The sequence below is a fragment of the Streptomyces sp. NPDC102274 genome, from assembly GCF_044766385.1.
In the GTDB taxonomy this organism is placed as follows: domain Bacteria; phylum Actinomycetota; class Actinomycetes; order Streptomycetales; family Streptomycetaceae; genus Streptomyces.
Map to the genome: position 1 here is coordinate 137556 of NZ_JBIWLW010000021.1, position 16248 is coordinate 153803.

A 16248-nucleotide genomic window follows, 5' to 3' on the forward strand; every position below is an offset into this window, starting at 1 on the left:
CCCAAAGATAGTAATCGCCCTTGCGGGAAACCAATACCACGGGGATAGCTTGCGAACGTCGGACAGCAACCGCCGGGGGTGTGCAAGTGCCCCCGCACGCAGCACAGGAGAACCGCGATGAGCAGCAACGCGAAGACGATGCGCGCGATCACCCAGGACACCTTCGGCGGACCCGAGGTACTCCGGCTCACCGAGCTGGCACGGCCGGAACCGCTGCCGACCGAGGTGCAGGTACGGGTCCACGCGGCGGGGGTGAACCCCGTCGACTGGAAGACCCGCGAGGGCGGCGGGATGGCCGGCGTCCTGGGGGAACCTCCTTTCGTGCTGGGCTGGGATGTCTCCGGCGTCGTGACGGAGGTCGGTTTCGGTGTCCACACCCTTCAGGTGGGCGACGAGGTGTACGGGATGCCGTGGTTCCCCCGGCAGGCCGGCGCCTATGCCGAGTATGTGACCGCGCCCGCCCGCCAGTTCGCCCGGAAGCCCGCGTCGGTCGGCCATGAACTGGCCGCCGCGGTACCGCTGGCCGCGCTCACCGCGTGGCAGGCACTTGTCGACGCCGCGCGGGTCGAGCCGGGACAGCGTGTCCTCGTCCACGCCGCCGCGGGCGGAGTGGGCCACTTCGCGGTGCAGTTCGCCAAGCATCTCGGCGCTCATGTCATCGGCACCGCCCGCGCCGACAAGCACGACTGGCTGCGCTCGCTCGGCGCCGATGAACTCGTCGACTACACCTCGGTCCGGTTCGAGGACGCCGTACGCGACGTCGATGTGGTGATCGATCTCGTTGGGGACGAGCACGACGCGACGAGCACCCGCTCGCTCAAGACCCTGCGGCCGGGCGGCGTCCTCGTGGCCGTGCCCTCCGGCGCCTCCCCCGAGCTTCACGACGTGGCCCTCGCCCGGGGTGTGCGCGCGAGCGCCTTTCTGGTGGAGCCCGACGGCGCTTCCCTGGCCCGGATCGCGAAGCTGATCGACAAGGACGTCGTCAAGGTCGAGGTCGAGGACGTCCTTCCGCTGGCGGACGCGGCCGAGGCGCACCGCCGGGGGGAGCGGAGGCGGACCCGCGGCAAGCTCGTCCTGCGCGTCACCTCCTGACGTCCGCCGCTGACCCCCGCCGCCCGACCCCGCCGGACTCCGGCGCGTACGCCACCCGCTCAACTTCGGATCTTGGCGCGAGGGCCGCTCCCCCTCCTGACCCGCAGCCGGGTCAGGAGCCCCCGGTGACCGCCCTCGCGCGGCGGCTGATGCGCCATCGCCGTCGACCCGGATTCCGGTCCTGCTGGTTCTGTCGGTCCAGGTCCAGGTCCAGGTCCAAGTCCAAGTCCAAGTCCAGGTCCGGGTCCTGTTCCACGTTCGGGTCCGGGCGTTGGTGTTGGTGTCGCTGTCGGTGTTGGTGTGAGTACGGATGCTGGTCCTGTCCCCTCACGCCTCGCGGCAGGGCCCCCGACGCGCGGCGGTGAGCTGCCCGGGCGCGGGGCAGGGCATGCGCGCCGGGCCGCCGTGAGCAGCGTGTCAAGACTGGCACGGTGCCACTGGATCTCGTCCGGGTGATCCGCCACCAGCAGACGATGGACCGCCGTCCGCGCCGCCTCCGACTCGGGCCTGCCATGCCCGAGGGCCGGCCGCAGCCGCTCCAGATAGGCACGTTCGTACGGATCGGCCACCAGCTCGGCCAGTTGGACCGGATCGAGCGCACAACCCGCGATGGCGGCCCGTTCCCAGGGGTCCGCGCTCTCATGCAGCAACTGACCGATGCGCCGGCCCCGCCAGTTGCGCGGGCGCCAGTCCTCCCCCGCTTCCAGACCGGCCAGCAGCGGCCGTGGGAACCGTCCGGTGAGCAGTGCCGGTTCCCTGGTGGCGAAGGACCGTAGCTCCTCGGCCAGATAGAGCCATACGACCGCGCGATAACGATTGAGATAGAACCTCACCGGCACGATGAACCCCGACCGGGCCAGCTGAGTGAAGCGCCCCGGGCTGACGGGCATCAGCGCCGCCCCCTCGGCCGTGCCCACGGTCCTCACCCGCTCGCGCAGGGTGTCCGGGAATCCCTTCGCCGCCCGTAGACGGTCGATCTCCTGGCGCGTGACCTGCCGTCGGCCCAGGGCCGTCCCGGCGATCGAGCCGGCGGTCGTCGCGTCGGCGGCGGTGGCGGTGGCGGTGGCGGTACGGATGTGCCCGAGCTGCGCGGCGAGCTCGAACTCGCCGCGCCGCAGCTCCAGTTCCCGCGCGGCCCGGTCGGCACCGAGAGCCCGTGGCCCTTTTCTCGCGGTCTCCACCGCCTCGGCCGTCGCGGCCGCGGCGGTCGTGGCGGTCGTGGCGGTCGTGGCGGTCGTGGCGGTCGTGTTCGTTTCCCCGGCATAGTCGTTCCGGGCCTGTGACTGAGCATCACTGACGGACATGATGGTCCTCCCCCGTGAGGCGTAACTACTCTCGGTGACGACCGTAGCGCGACAGCGGCACACTTCGCCGAGCCTGTGGATAACTCCCGGACCGGGCCGGGAATCCGGCTTCCGGCTGAGAGTCCTCTTCAGAGACGCCATGACGTCAGTGACGTCGGGAACCTCAGAGAACTCAGAGAAGTCAGAGCCCGCTCAGACTGGTACCTCCCGGCTGCCGCACCGCGACACCGAGGTGCTCACCGACCCGGTTGACGAGGAGCGTCATCTCGTAGGCGACCTGGCCGACATCGGCCTCGGCCGCCGTCAGTACACACAGGCAGCTGCCGTCACCGGCGGCGGTGACGAACAGCAGCGCCTCGTCGAACTCGACCATCGTCTGCCGAGCCTGACCGGCCCGGAAATGCCGCCCCGATCCCCGCGCCAGGCTGTGCAGTCCCGAGGAGACCGCCGCGAGATGCTCCGCGTCCTCACGCGCCAGTCCGCTGCTGGCCCCCGTCACCAGACCGTCGTTGGACAGCACCAGCGCGTGCTTGATGTACTCGACCCGTTCGGTCAGGTCATCGAGCAACCAGTCGAGTCCCTTTTCCAACGGCATTGTCGTTCCTCCCCGTTCAGGTGTTCCCCATGGTCCCGCAACGTCCGTAGCCTTTCGCACCGGCCGCTCGCGGGCAAGCGGGTCCCCGGGGCGTCGCGTCGCGCCGACCGCCTCGGCAGCGGAAAATGCGGACATGGCGACAAACATGAACAAGGAGCAGTGGCACGCCTTCGTCTCCGAAGGCACGCGCACCGGCAAGCTGTCCACCGTACGGGCCGACGGGAGCCCGCACATCGCGCCCGTCTGGTTCGTACTGGACGGTGACGATCTCGTCTTCAACACCGGCAGGGACACGGTGAAGGGCCGCAATCTGCTGCGCGACGGTCGGCTCGCGCTGTGCGTGGACGACGAACGTCCGCCGTTCTCCTTCGTGGTGATCAACGGTCGGGCCGAGATCCACGAGGAGCCGGATCAACTGCGCGCCTGGGCGACCCGGATCGCCGCGCGCTACATGGGGGAGGAGCGGGCGCAGGAGTTCGGGGAGCGCAACGGGGTACCGGGCGAACTGGTAGTACGCGTGAAGATCGACAAGGTGCTGGCCTACGCGGGAGTCGCCGACTGACGCGCGGGCGGGGCGCCCGCCACGGCTCCGTGCCGCACGCCCCGCCTGTACCCCGTGCCCCAGCCATGCCGCGCTGCCGCACGCCCCGCCTGCGCCCTCCACTCGCGCGCCGCCGCCCAGCCCCCGCGCACCAACTGCCCGGCCGACGCCGCGATCGCGGCGTCAGTCGGCCGACCGCATACTCAGCCCCTCGACCGGTCCGGAGAGCGCCGCCTTGACGGCGCGGCTGACATCGTCGGCGAGGACCTCGCTCTCGCCCTTCTCCAGCGCGGCGACGACATCGCGGGCCACATCCCGCGGATCGTTCTTGACGACGTCCAGCCCACGGATCATGTCGGTGTCCGTGTACCCGAGATGGACCCCCACCACCTGTGTTCCCTGAGGCGCCAGCTCCAGCCGGAGCGAGTTGGTGAGCGACCACAGAGCGGCCTTCGTCGCACCGTAGACGCCGGCCCCCGCCGCCCAGGACAGCGCCGAGTGAATATCGACCAGCGCGCCGCCACCATGGGCCGCCAGCACAGGGGCGAACGCCTGGGCAACGCGCAGCGCACCGAACACATTGGCCTCGAAGAGGGCCCTGACCTCGTCGACACCGACCTCGGTGAGCGGGCCTCCGCCGGAAATCCCCGCGTTGTTGATGACGATCGAGACGTCGCCGGCCGTACGCGCCAGCTCCACGACCGAGTCCCCGTCGGTCACCTCCAGCGGCAGGGGGATGATCCGCGGGTCACTCTCGGCGACGGGTGTACGGGCCGTGGCGTAGACCTTGGCGGCCCCCGCCTCCAGCAGTTCCTGTACGAAGGCCCGGCCCAGGCCGCGCTGTCCGCCGGTGACCAGGGCGGTTGCTCCGCTGACGGTGGTCATGTCGCTCTCTCCTCATGGAATAGACAGAGGCGTAATCCGTTAGCCTCTGTCTTTAGCCTGCTCGCCCAGGGCGACATAGTCAAGTACGATTCAGTTATGTCATGGGTAGCCAGTGAGCGATATCGCGTACGCCAGGCCCCTGCCGGACTCGCGCTGGTGCAGGAGCTGATCAACACCCGCGCGATCAGGGACTACGCACCCGATCTGCTGGCCGACCGCGAGGCCGCCGAGCGGTGGCTGACCGGCGCCGCCGGGGAGTGGGCCCGTGTCCACGGCCTCGGCTCCCCCGACTGCGCGCTGTCCCCGTCGGACCCTCGGGCCCTGCGCGATCTGCGGGACTCCTTCGAGCGGCTGCTCACCACCACGGTCCCGGCATCAGGTACGGATCCCGCACCCGGCGCGGCGTCCCGTCCCGCTCCCTCTCCTGGTCGCGGAGTGACGGTGCGGCTCGCCCCCGACGAGCGGGGGCAGGTACAACTGCTCCCGGTCGGCCGGGGACGCGGCTGGCTGGAGTCGGCTCTCTGGTCGGAGACGCTGCTCGCCCAGCGGGCCGGAACGTGGCCCCGGCTCAAGATCTGCCGCAACGGCGAGTGCCGATCGGCCTTCTACGACACCTCGCGCAACAACAGCGGTGTCTGGCACGACGTACGTATCTGCGGCAACGCTGTCAATCTGCGCGCCTCGCGACAGCGCAAGCGGATACGGGCCGCCGCCGAGGGCAACCGCGAGGACGAGGGCAAGGAAAAGGAGAAGGACGAGGGCGCATCGACGGGTTGATCCCCGACACGGTCCGCGGCCCCGAGGAGGCGCCGCCCAGTCCGGTGCGCCGACTCAGTCCGGTGCGGCAGCTCACTCCGGTGCGGCAGCTCACTCCGGTGCGGCGACGCCGGCGGCGCGAAGCGTGAGGTAGTGCCGTTCCGGAAGACTGGTCGTACGGTGCGCCGCCTCCCGGTAGTTCTCCAGCGCGCCCTGCCGGTCACCCGCCATTTCCAGGAGATGGGCCCGCGCCACATACAGCCGGTGGTTGCCCGCCAGACGGCCGTCCGCATCGAGGGCCTTGAGGACGTCGAGCCCGGCGTCCGCGCCGCGCACCATCGCGACGGCCACCGCCCGGTTCAGCGACACGACCGGATTGGCGGACAGCTGCTCCAGCACTCCGTAGAGGGCGAGGATCTGCGGCCAGTCGGTCTCCTCGACCGTCGCGGCCTCGTCATGGACCGCGGCGACCGCCGCCTGGACCTGATACGGACCGAGAGGCCCCTTCGGCAAGGTGGCCGTGAGGAGTGCGGTGCCCTCGTCGATGGCCCGTGCGTCCCAGAGCCCCCGGTCCTGCTCCGCGAGCGGGATCAGCTCACCGTCCGGGCCCGTGCGCGCCGGGCTTCTGGCGTGGGTGAGCAGCATCAACGCCAGCAGACCGGCCACCTCGCTGTCATCGGGGAGCAGTTCATGGGCGGCTCTGGTCAGCCGGATCGCTTCCCGGGACAGCTCGACCCGTTGCAGATCGGGGCCCTCGCTGGTGGCGTATCCCTCGTTGAAGATCAGATAGAGCACATGCAGCACGGCGTCGAGCCGGCCGGCGCGCTCCTCGCCCTCCGGCATCCGGAACGGGACCGCGGAGGTCTTGATCCGCTGCTTGGCCCGGCTGATCCGCTGCCCCATCGTCGTCTCCGGCACCATGAAGGCCCGCGCGATCTGGCTCGTGGTCAGGCCCCCGACGCAGCGCAGGGTCAGTGCGATCGCGGCCGTGGGCGACAGCGCGGGATGGCAGCACAGGAACAGCAGGACCAGCGAGTCGTCCCGGTCCGCCGGGTCCTCGCGGTCCGCCGCCGGCGCCGTCCGCCGGTCCGCGGGCAGTTGTCTCGCCGCCAGGTCCTCGCGGCGGCGGCGCGCCCGCTCGCCACGTACCCGCTCGGTCATCCGGCGGCTCGCGACCTGGATCAGCCAGCCGCGTGGATTGCGGGGTACGCCCTCGTCAGGCCATTGCGTCGTCGCCGCCAGCAGTGCTTCCTGCACCGCGTCCTCGGCCGAGTCGAAGTCCCCGAACCGTCGCGTGAGCGCGCCGACGACCTGCGGCGCCAGCGTGCGCAGCAGGTCCTCGGCCGTCGTGTCCCCGTCGATTCCCGGATCCATCCCCGGATCGGGCTGGGGCTCCATCGGGCGGGGGGTCGTATCAGTCAGCGCTCACATCTCCTCCGGCGGTCCCGCCATTACCTGGCGCACTTCGATCGGCATGTTCAGCGGCTTTCCGCCGGGGCCGGGCGCTGTCGACACGTGCGCGGCCAGCTCCACCGCCCGCTCCGCGCTGTCGCAGTCCACGATCCAGTAACCGGCCAGGAATTCCTTGGTCTCGGGGAAGGGCCCCTCGGTGATGACGGCGGAGCCGTCGCCGCCCGCCCGTACGATCCTGGCCTGCTCCGGACTCGCGAGGCCCTCCGCCGTGACCAGCTCGCCCGCCTCGGAGAGCTTCTTGTTCGTGTCACGCATGAAGGCGATATGGGCCCTGAGCTCGTCCTGGGTCCACTCCGTGATCGGCGGGAAGTCCACGGTCTTCTCGCTGAACTGCATCAGCAGCATGTACTTCATGACGTTCTCCTCACTGTCGCGCCCTTCTCGGCGCTCTCACTGACAGGTAGAAGCACGCGCCGTGATTTCGACATCTTCGACGGGGACGAACGAAGATTTCTCGAAGAATCTCCGCGAGAAGCCCCCTGGGGAGGCCGCCGAGACCCCAGGACACCCGGGACGTCCCGAATGTCCGGTACCTCTGGGACAAGCTACCTCCGGGAAAAGCCGACGGGAAGTGGGGTGACCCGTGCGCGGTACGACGGCCGCACCAGGGATCATTGCCCCATGGCCCATGACCACACACCTGTGCAGGAATTCTTCGGCTCCCGGGCGGCGGACTGGGACGCGCGTTTTCCCGACGACGGTCCGGCCTATGCCGCCGCCGTCGCCGCCCTGGGGGTGCGTCCCGGTGACGCCGTACTGGACGCGGGCTGCGGGACGGGCCGGGCGCTGCCTCCTCTGCGGGACGCGGTGGGCGCGCGGGGCACGGTCCTGGGCATTGATCTGACCCCGGAGATGCTCGACGCGGCCGTACGGGCAGGCCGTCGCGCCGCCGGACAGCTGCTGCTCGCGGATGTGAGCCGGCTGCCGGTGCGATCGGCGGTGCTCGACGCGGTGTTCGGTGCGGGGCTGAGCGCGCATCTCCCGCACCCCGACGAGAATCTGCGGGAGCTGGCCCGGGTCGTACGGCCGGGCGGCCGGCTGGCGCTGTTCCATCCCATCGGCCGGGCGGCACTGGCGGCCAGGCAGGGCCGGCGGATCACGGACGAGGATCTGCGCGCCGAGCCCAATCTCCGCCCGCTGCTGGCCGGTTCGGGCTGGCGGCTGGAGTCGTACACCGACGAGGACTCCCGCTTCCTCGCCCTGGCGGTACGCCACGGCTGAGCCCCGCGTCCCCGCGGCTCCCAAGGCGCGCACCGGGGAAGGGCCTCTTCTGCCGGCGCCCCGCCGACCGTACGTTGGAAGGGCGGCCCGGACGACCGCGCGGCCGGCGCGACGCCGGGCAGCAGGGAAGGTGGACCCCGTGTTCAGCAGACTGCGCAGGATCCTTGTGGCGGACCGTGCCGCCGTCCCGGCCGCGGGACGGCCCCCGGCCCGGCCGCACAACATATTCGAGGCCGCCGCCACCTATGTGTCGGCGTGCGCGGAGGACGATCAGCAGCGGATCGACGAGGCGGCGGGCTGGGTCTCACCGGAGGCCCTCTCCTTCGGTGTCAGCGAACTCGCCTGCCGGGCGGTCATCGCGCTGGCCCGCGAGCGCGACGAGTCACCGCAGACCGTGGCCCGCGGCCTCCTCGGCCTGCCGGCCGCCTGACCGCCGGTCTCGTCCCCGGGCCCGGGCCCGGTCGCGAGCCCGGGACCGGGCCCGGGGAAGAGACCGGAAAGCCTGGCCGTACCGCGCTCTCGACGTCCGGGTTGCCCACTGGCTAGGGTGCGCCGACAACCGATGGGTTCGGGAGGCGCGGTGACCGGAACGGAAGACTCCGTGGACGACGACGCACTGTATGTGCTGACCGCCACGCTGCTCACGCCGGCGCGGTTCCCCGCCGTACTCGGCGACGACTACCCGGAAGCGTGTGCCGCCCTCGGTCTCGATCCGTACGACCGGGGATACGGGCTGGTCATGGGGCAGGACAGCGACGGGGCCCGCTGGACGGTGGTGGTGGACGACGTGTCACTGGTCGCCGTCGCGATCGCGGCCTGGGACTGCGGCATGGAGCACGACCTGTCGCCGGGGGAACGGACCGTGGTGTGCGCCCTGCCCGGCTGGCCGGTCGCCCTCGCGGTCGCGGCGCCCGGCGTACCCGCCCCGCACGACCCGGAACCGGAACCCGGCTCCGGGGAGGAGGGCCTCCGGCCGCCCCTCGCGCCGCCCGACACGGAGACCTGGGGCCCGGCTCAGCGGCGCCTCGGTGCGGACGGGATCGCCCTCCAGTGGACGGCGTGGCGGGAACAGCTGGACGGCAAGGAACCGGAGGCCGCCGACGGCACCGGAGCACCGGCGCCCGCCCACGAGGGCGTACGACGCGTACTGAAGGAACTGCGCGGCTATCTGGACGCGCCACCGCCGCTCGGCCGGGTCCGCTCCGGCTTCGCCCCGGGCGAGGCGCGGACACTGCGCGCCGACGGCCCCGGCTGGTCCTTCGTCGCCAGGACCGACGACATCGCGTTCGTCCTGCTGGACGACGAGCCGGGGGAAGTGCTGCCGGTCGGCCGGGGCACGGAACTGCCGGAACTGCTCAAGGCGCTCGACGGCATGGCCGTACGCCCGGCCTGAGGCACCCCTCGGACACCGGCTTCCGGTTAAAGCGTCTTCTCGAAGAACATGCTGTCGGGATGGCCTCGGTAGGGCCCGAAGTCGGCCGTGGGTGCGTATCCGGCGGACCGGTAGAGGGCGATCGCCTCCGTCAGCAGATTGCCGGTCTCCAGGACCATTCGTACCCGCCCGGCCCGCCGCGCGCTGTCCTCCAGCGCCGCCAGGATCCGGCGGGCCAGCCCTCGCCCTCTCGCCTCGGGAACGACAAACATGCGCTTCACCTCGGCGTCGCCGCGCCGGTACCCGTCGTGGTCCGCGTCCTGGGCGCGCCAGCCGCCCGAGGCGACGGGCGCGCCGTCCTCGTACGCGAGCAGATACAGCCCGCGCGGCGGCTCGAAGTGCCCGGGGCGCTGCGGCGTCGTGTCGTCGTAGCCGAACCGGCTCATGTACTCCGCCTGGACCTGGTCGCTGAGCTTGACGCGTCGGGGTGGTCATAGGCGACGGTATGGATCTCCACGGCAGGGGACGCTACATGCCGCCGGAACGGCCGCGTGCGGGGCCCTGGGACCCCACACGCGGCCGTTCCGCCCGGCCGGGTCAGCGGCCGAGCTCCTTCCGGCTGATCCTCCGCAGCCTGCGGCGCTGCGACGGGTCCAGCATCAGATACGCGGCCGCCGGCACGCCGAGCACCACCAGTAGCGAGAACCAGAAACCGATCAGCGGTATCAGAAGAAGGCCAACGGCCACTCCCCCGATGGCGATCTTCGTACGTGTCGACATCTCGACGCCTCCTTCGCGGCCAGGCCGCTTCCTGCCCAGTGAACGCACACGGGCGTCCGCCAGTTCCACTATGCGCCCGCGCGCAGCGGTTCGCCGACCTCATGCATATGGCCGAGTGCCTGGCGGTACGACTCGATCAGTCCGGTCTCCGTGTACGGGAGCCCCAGCGAGAGGCAGTGGGCACGCACCATCGGCTGGGCGAGCCGCAGATGCGGGCGCGGCATGCTCGGGAAGAGATGGTGCTCGATCTGGTAGTTCAGCCCGCCGAGGAACCAGTCGGTCAGGAGTCCGCCGCGGACGTTCCGCGAGGTCAGGACCTGACGGCGGAGATGGCCCCAGCTCTCGCTGTTCTCCGGGTCGGGCATCTCCATGCCCTTGTGGTTGGGCGCGAAGGCCATGCCCAGATGGAGACCGAGGAGCATCTGGTTGATCACGGCGAAGACGATGGCCTGGCCGACGGTCATCGTGGTCAGCAGCAGGGTCACATACGCCACGACATGGGCGGCGAGCAGCGCTCCCTCGGTCAGCCGCCGGCGGGCGGGCATCCGGTCGTCGCCGCGGGAGAAGACGGCCTGGAAGCCGTACACCTTGAGGGCGATGCCCTCCAGCGTGGTCAGCGGGAAGAACAGCCATGCCTGGTGCCGGGTGAGCCAGCGGCGCAGTCCGGTGCGGCCCGCGGTCTGGTGCTGGGTGAAGACAAGGATGTCGGCGGCGACGTCCGGGTCCTTGTCGATGTGATTGGGGTTGGCGTGGTGCCGGTTGTGCTTGTCGTTCCACCACTCCTGGCTCATACCGAGCATCAGGTTGGCGTGGATGAGCTGGATGAAGCGGCCCCTGCCCCGGTCGGAGGTGATCTGGGCATGTCCCGCGTCATGGCCGACGAACGCCATACGCGCGGATACGACGGCCAGCGGGGGCGCGAGAAGCAGCGTCCACCAGGAGGGTCCGAGGAGCACCATTCCGGCGACGATCGCGGCCAGGAAGAGGAAGTTGACGGTGATACCCCGGGCGTACCAGGCGACCCGGCGCTCCAGGAGACCCTGTTCCCTGACCGTACGCAGGAGGGGTGTGAAGTCGCTGCCGCCGGCGCGGCCGACTGCGGGGTCGGGTATGGGCTCCGCAAGGGGGATGGCGGCGGCTTGGGGCATGTCGGTCTCCGGTCTGTAGGCCGAGGTGGGCACTGAGAGAGGGCCGCGCGGACTGCGTCGGCCCCCTTGAAACGTAGGTGTGCGTGATACCGGGCAGCCATGACGCCACCACCCCGAAAAGGTGGGTGCTGTCCGGGGGGTGAGGGTGGTGCTGGCTACACCCAGGGGTGTCGCGGGAGTGAGTCAGGTCACCGCGGCACCGTCCCCGCGTGGCTTCGCGGTGAGGTACCCTCGGCGGCTCCGACCCGCATTAGTCAAACTTGAGGAATGCGTCTTCGCTGTGCACAGGCTCCCCGCGGCAACGCTCTCCCGGACCGCCGAACTCGCCCACTGTTCCACCGTCTTTCTCCCCGCGGATCCGGCTCGCACCGGACGGATCGCCTTCTGGCGACCCGACGGCGCGGAGCCGCCGTCCGCACCGGGCTCCCCGGAGGAACTGGCCGTCGTCGACACCGAGGGCCACCTTCTCACGGTCCGGGCGCTGTTGACTCCCGTATCCGCCGCTCTCCCCGTGCTGACCAGGGCCCGCGCCTCGGCGAACGCGTCGCCGTCCGCAGCCTTCTGGGGTGCGGCGGCGCTGCTGGCCCTGCAACTCGCCGCCTGTGGGCGGCTGTTGCCCGGCCTCACCGGCACGGACCACGACGCGTGGCGGGCCGGACCGCTGACCGCCGAGGATCTGGAGCGTATCCGCGTACTGGCCGCAGCCATGCCGCCGAGCGCGCACGCCGTCCCGCTCGACACCGCTGCCGGCCTGCCCGCCGGTGCGGCTGACGGTCCCGCGGACACGGTCCTACTCCCCCGGCCCGAGGGGCTGTTGAGGGCTTTCCTCGACGCGGTCATCGACGGGCTGCCGCGCACTCCGGCCGCCTCGCTCGTCGCGGCGGGACCCGCCTTCACCGCCACACCGCCGCGACGCTTTCCCGAACTGCGTGACTGGGCCACGGATGTGGCGGCGGGGCATGACGCGGGCGTACGGCTCTCGCTGCGCGTCGAACTGCCGGGCCTGGCCGACGCGTCGGGCACGCCCGCGTCCGTCTTCCGCGCCGTCCTCCAGATGCACAGCGTCAGCGACCCCTCGGTGGTCTCCGACGCCGCCGATGTGTGGTCGGGTTCGGCGGCGGCCTTCGGTCCGCGCGCCCGGATGGACGCCCTCCTCGCGCTGCGCCGCGCCGCCCGCGCCTGGCCTCCGCTCACTCCGCTGCTCTCGGCCGCCGTGCCGGACGCCATCGAGCTGGCGGACGAGGAGGTCACCGAACTGCTGGGCGAGGCGGCCGGGGCGCTCACCGCGACCGGCGTCCAGGTGCACTGGCCCCGGGAGCTGGCGCGCACACTGACGGCCCGCGCGGTCATCGGCCCCGCGGACGAAGGGGCCGACTCCGGCACAGCCGACACCGCAGACACCGCCGACACCAGCGGATCCCCTCGGCGGGAGACGGATCTGCCCGCCTTCCTGTCGGCCGACGCGCTCCTCTCCTTCAACTGGCACTTCGCGCTGGGCGATCAGCGGCTCTCCCGCGCCGAGCTCGACCAGCTCGCCGAGGCGAGCCGTCCGGTCGTCCGGCTGCGTGACCAGTGGGTCCTGATCGACCCGGCGGAGGTCCGGCGTGCCCGCGAGAGCAAGGACCGCAAGCTCAGCCCGGTCGACGCGCTCGCAGCCGTACTGACCGGCTCCACCGAGGTCGAGGGCCGCCGGGTCGAGGTACGGGCGACGGGCTGGCTCGCCACCCTGCGCGACCGGCTCGCCGATCCGGAGCGTGCGGACCAGGAGATCGGACAGCCGGCCGCGCTCGCCGCGACGCTCCGCGACTACCAGCTCCGCGGGCTCAATTGGCTGCACCGCATGACCTCGCTCGGACTCGGCGGCTGTCTCGCCGACGACATGGGACTCGGCAAGACCATCACCCTCATCGCGCTCCATCTGCACCGGCAGACCGACCCGTCGGCGGCCGGCCCGACCCTGGTCGTCTGCCCGGCCTCCCTGATGGGCAACTGGCAGCGCGAGATCGAACGGTTCGGCCCCGGCACACCGGTCCGCCGCTTCCACGGTGCCTCGCGCAGTCTGGAGGGGCTGAGCGACGGCGAGTTCGTCCTCACCACCTACGGCACCATGCGACTGGACGCGGCGAGACTCGCCGGGACGGACTGGGGCATGGTCGTGGCCGACGAGGCGCAGCACGTCAAGAACCCGTACTCCGCCACCGCCCGACAGCTGCGCACGATCGGCGCCAGGGCCCGGGTCGCCCTTTCCGGCACTCCCGTGGAGAACAACCTCTCCGAGCTGTGGGCGATCCTCGACTGGACGACCCCCGGACTCCTCGGCCGTCTCGGCACGTTCCGCAGCCATTACGCGGAGTCCGTCGAGAGCGGTAACGATCCGGCGGCGGCCGAACGGCTCGCCGCGCTGGTCCGCCCGTTCCTGCTGCGCCGCAGGAAGTCCGATCCGGGCATCGCGCCCGAGCTGCCGCCCAAGACCGAGACCGACCGCGCCGTCTCCCTCACCAGGGAACAGGCGGGGCTGTACGAAGCGGTGGTACGGGAGACCCTCGCCGCGATCGCGGAGGCGGACGGCATGGAACGCCGCGGGCTCGTCGTCAAACTGCTGACCGCGCTCAAGCAGATCTGCAACCACCCGGCGCAGTATCTGAAAGAGGAACGGCCGCGCCTCACCGACCGCTCCGGGAAGCTGGAACTGCTGGACGAATTGCTCGACACGATCCTCGCGGAGGACGCGAGCGTGCTGATCTTCACCCAGTACGTACAGATGGCGCGGTTGCTGGAGCGGCATCTCGCGGCGCGCGGCGTACCGACCCAGTTTCTGCACGGCGGTACGCCGATCCCCGAGCGCGAGGCGATGGTGGACCGCTTCCAGAACGGTGAGGTGCCGGTCTTCCTGCTGTCGTTGAAGGCGGCGGGCACCGGGCTCAATCTCACCCGCGCCGAGCATGTCGTGCACTTCGACCGCTGGTGGAACCCCGCTGTCGAGGCGCAGGCGACGGACCGCGCGTACCGCATCGGGCAGCTCCGCCCCGTACAGGTGCACCGGATGATCACCGAAGGCACGATCGAGGACCGGATCGCCGAGATGCTGGCAAGAAAACAGGGTTTGGCCGACGCCGTACTGGGCTCCGGCGAGGCCGCCCTGACCGAACTGACCGACGCCGAGCTGGCGGATCTGGTGGAGCTGCGGGGGGTCGCCCGATGAGCGGTACGTACGACAGCGAATCCGAGGACGGTTCGACGGACGCCTCGATGGACGGTTCGAGGGACGGCTTCGCGGGCGGCTCGCCGGACGGCGACGAGCGCACCTTCGCCGCCCTGGCGCCCGCCGGGGGCCGGGCCTTCGCGCAGACCTGGTGGGGCCGGGCCTGGCTGAAGGCGCTGGAGGACACCGCGCTCGACGGCCAGCAGTTGAAGAGGGGGCGCAGACAGGCCCGCGAGGGCGCCGTCGGCGCCGTCTCCGTACGCCCGGGTCGGATCACCGCGGTGGTCCAGGACCGGGACGGCACCGCCCAGCGCAGCGATGTCCTGTTGCAGCAGCTGAGCGAGGAGGAGTGGGACCGCTTCCTGGACATGGCGGTCGACCGGGCGGGCCATATCGCGGCGCTGCTCGACCGGGAGATGCCGCCGCATCTGGTGGAGGACGCCGCGGGCGCCGGGGTCGAGCTCCTCCCCGGCATAGGCGACCTGGAGCCGGAGTGCGGCTGTGAGGCCTGGGACCACTGCCCGCACTCCGCCGCGCTCTGCTATCAGATGGCCAGGCTGCTGGACCAGGATCCGTTCGTCCTGCTGCTGATGCGGGGCAGGAGCGAGCGCCGGCTGCTCGACGAGCTTCAGGTCCGCAGCGTCGCGCGCGCCGCCCGTACGAGGGAGGAGCCGGGAGACGGTACGCGTGACGGCGACGCCCGGAACGGCGAGGAGGCGGGCGTACCGGCCGTGGCCGCCTTCGCGGCGCGCGACCTCCTGCCCCCGCTGCCCGCTCCCCCGCCGCTGCCGCCGGAGCCGGGACAGCCTCCGGCCCTGGACACGGAGGGCGCGCCTCCGGCCGGAATCGACGCGGACGCCCTGGAGTTCCTCGCCGCGGACGCGGCGGCACGGGCGCTGCGGCTGCTGTCGGAAGCACTGCTGCCCGGCCATGAACAGCTGCCGGAGGAGCCGGAGTCGACGCCCGGACAGGATGCGGTACGGCTGGCCGCCACGGCGTCCGACCAGCGGCTGGTGGCGCGGCTCGCCTCGGGCTCCGGCCGGCGTCCTGCCGAACTGGATCTCGCGGTACGCGCCTGGAGGTACGGCGGCGCGGCGGCCCTCGCCGTACTGGAGGACACCTGGACCCCGGAGCCCGAGGCCCTGGCACGCGCCACGGCGGCTCTCGACGCGGCCTGGGAGGACGGGGACCGGCCTCGGCTGCGGCCGGGCGGCGGCGGTCGCTGGACCGTGGCAGAGACGTCGGTGCAGTTGCGGTACGGCCGCGACGGGCGCTGGTGGCCGTACCGCAAGGAGCGCGGTCGCTGGGCCCCGGCCGGTCCGGGCGGCCCCGATCCCGCGGCGGTCCTCGCGGACGCGCTCACCGAGGAATGAGGTGATCGGCACGGCACGGTGGGCCCTGCGGGGCGCTTGCTCGGCCGGACCGCCGGGGCGACGATGGTCATGTCCGGTGATGTCCGACCGGGGAGGCCGCGTTGTGACCTTCCCCTCGTAGCGTAGAGACCCTGACGGCAGGGGAAGTTGAGGGTCATGGCAGGCAAGAGGCGGAAGTTCGACGGGGAGTTCCGTGAGGGGGCTGTGCGGATCGTCGCCGAGACCGGCAAGCCGATCGCGCAGGTCGCGAAGGATCTCGGGATCAACGAGACCACGCTGGCGAGCTGGGTGTCGCGGGCCAAGCGGGCCGGCAACGGCCGGGGTGAGAGCGAGGCCGAGGAACTCGCTCGGCTGCGGCGGGAGGTCGCGCAGTTGAAGAAGGACAACAAGGAGCTCGGCATGGAGCGTGATGTCCTCAAACGCTGCATGGGTGCGCCACGAAGTTCTGTGTGACCGAGTGGTGGTGCAAGGCCACCACCGCCGGGCCGTCGCAGCGGTCCGGTAGA

16 protein-coding genes and 1 pseudogene are annotated in these 16248 nt (G+C 71.5%); 9 read left to right on the forward strand and 8 right to left on the reverse strand.

Annotated elements, in window-relative coordinates:
* The first annotated feature begins 117 nt into the window (after positions 1-117).
* Positions 118-1092: an NADP-dependent oxidoreductase gene (locus ACIRQP_RS26305; protein WP_403893602.1), complete on the forward strand. Its 975-nt coding sequence runs from the start codon at positions 118-120 to the stop codon at positions 1090-1092.
* A 59-nt stretch (positions 1093-1151) separates the two neighbouring features.
* Here the strand turns inward: ACIRQP_RS26305 and ACIRQP_RS26310 are convergent, their stop codons facing one another.
* Positions 1152-2396, reverse strand: coding sequence for a DUF6397 family protein (locus ACIRQP_RS26310; RefSeq protein ID WP_403893603.1), 1245 nt, complete (start codon positions 2394-2396; stop codon positions 1152-1154).
* A gap of 181 nt (positions 2397-2577) precedes the next feature.
* Positions 2578-2991 (reverse strand): roadblock/LC7 domain-containing protein, encoded by a 414-nt coding sequence (locus tag ACIRQP_RS26315; protein ID WP_403893604.1) that lies wholly within the window; start codon positions 2989-2991, stop codon positions 2578-2580.
* Positions 2992-3124: 133 nt separating this feature from the next.
* Here ACIRQP_RS26315 and ACIRQP_RS26320 point away from each other — a divergent pair, with 133 nt between their 5' ends.
* Entirely contained in the window at positions 3125-3553 is a 429-nt protein-coding gene (locus ACIRQP_RS26320) for a PPOX class F420-dependent oxidoreductase (RefSeq protein ID WP_403893605.1), read from the forward strand.
* Between the two features lie 162 nt (positions 3554-3715).
* On the opposite strand, the gene ACIRQP_RS26325 is transcribed toward ACIRQP_RS26320, so the two are convergent.
* Positions 3716-4417: an SDR family oxidoreductase gene (locus tag ACIRQP_RS26325; RefSeq protein WP_403893606.1), complete on the reverse strand. Its 702-nt coding sequence runs from the start codon at positions 4415-4417 to the stop codon at positions 3716-3718.
* 96 nt (positions 4418-4513) lie between these two features.
* Here ACIRQP_RS26325 and ACIRQP_RS26330 point away from each other — a divergent pair, with 96 nt between their 5' ends.
* On the forward strand, positions 4514-5194 hold the full coding sequence (locus ACIRQP_RS26330; protein WP_403893607.1) for a CGNR zinc finger domain-containing protein: 681 nt from the start codon (positions 4514-4516) through the stop codon (positions 5192-5194).
* Between the two features lie 90 nt (positions 5195-5284).
* Here the strand turns inward: ACIRQP_RS26330 and ACIRQP_RS26335 are convergent, their stop codons facing one another.
* Both ACIRQP_RS26335 and ACIRQP_RS26340 read right to left on the reverse strand, forming a co-directional pair.
* Entirely contained in the window at positions 5285-6571 is a 1287-nt protein-coding gene (locus ACIRQP_RS26335) for an RNA polymerase sigma factor (protein WP_403893608.1), read from the reverse strand.
* Positions 6572-6598: 27 nt separating this feature from the next.
* A complete protein-coding gene (locus ACIRQP_RS26340; protein WP_403893609.1) occupies positions 6599-7000 on the reverse strand; it encodes a YciI family protein in 402 nt (133 codons plus the stop codon).
* A gap of 267 nt (positions 7001-7267) precedes the next feature.
* Here ACIRQP_RS26340 and ACIRQP_RS26345 point away from each other — a divergent pair, with 267 nt between their 5' ends.
* The 3 genes from ACIRQP_RS26345 to ACIRQP_RS26355 all read left to right on the forward strand — a co-directional run bounded on the left by ACIRQP_RS26345 (position 7268) and on the right by ACIRQP_RS26355 (position 9260).
* On the forward strand, positions 7268-7867 hold the full coding sequence (locus ACIRQP_RS26345) for a class I SAM-dependent methyltransferase (protein WP_403893610.1): 600 nt from the start codon (positions 7268-7270) through the stop codon (positions 7865-7867).
* 139 nt (positions 7868-8006) lie between these two features.
* Positions 8007-8297, forward strand: a complete 291-nt coding sequence (locus ACIRQP_RS26350; protein WP_403893611.1) for a hypothetical protein — start codon at positions 8007-8009, stop codon at positions 8295-8297.
* 132 nt (positions 8298-8429) lie between these two features.
* A complete protein-coding gene (locus tag ACIRQP_RS26355; RefSeq protein WP_403893612.1) occupies positions 8430-9260 on the forward strand; it encodes a hypothetical protein in 831 nt (276 codons plus the stop codon).
* Positions 9261-9286: 26 nt separating this feature from the next.
* Here the strand turns inward: ACIRQP_RS26355 and ACIRQP_RS26360 are convergent.
* From ACIRQP_RS26360 to ACIRQP_RS26370, 3 genes and pseudogenes are all read right to left on the reverse strand, one after another.
* Positions 9287-9756 (reverse strand): annotated as a pseudogene (locus ACIRQP_RS26360) (GNAT family N-acetyltransferase).
* 80 nt (positions 9757-9836) lie between these two features.
* The gene (locus ACIRQP_RS26365; RefSeq protein WP_129766350.1) at positions 9837-10019 is read right to left on the reverse strand and encodes a hypothetical protein; all 183 of its coding nucleotides are present in this window, start codon (positions 10017-10019) and stop codon (positions 9837-9839) included.
* 68 nt (positions 10020-10087) lie between these two features.
* Entirely contained in the window at positions 10088-11167 is a 1080-nt protein-coding gene (locus ACIRQP_RS26370; RefSeq protein ID WP_403893613.1) for a fatty acid desaturase family protein, read from the reverse strand.
* 280 nt (positions 11168-11447) lie between these two features.
* On the opposite strand from ACIRQP_RS26370, the gene ACIRQP_RS26375 reads away from it, so the two are divergent.
* The 3 genes from ACIRQP_RS26375 to ACIRQP_RS26385 all read left to right on the forward strand — a co-directional run bounded on the left by ACIRQP_RS26375 (position 11448) and on the right by ACIRQP_RS26385 (position 16195).
* On the forward strand, positions 11448-14369 hold the full coding sequence (locus tag ACIRQP_RS26375; protein WP_403893614.1) for a DEAD/DEAH box helicase: 2922 nt from the start codon (positions 11448-11450) through the stop codon (positions 14367-14369).
* Complete coding sequence (locus ACIRQP_RS26380) at positions 14366-15742, forward strand: SWF or SNF family helicase (protein ID WP_403893615.1); 1377 nt, start codon at positions 14366-14368, stop codon at positions 15740-15742. Before ACIRQP_RS26375 ends, ACIRQP_RS26380 begins: the two co-directional genes overlap by 4 nt.
* Before the next feature lie 156 nt (positions 15743-15898).
* Positions 15899-16195, forward strand: coding sequence for a transposase (locus ACIRQP_RS26385; protein WP_403893616.1), 297 nt, complete (start codon positions 15899-15901; stop codon positions 16193-16195).
* Positions 16196-16248 lie beyond the last annotated feature (53 nt).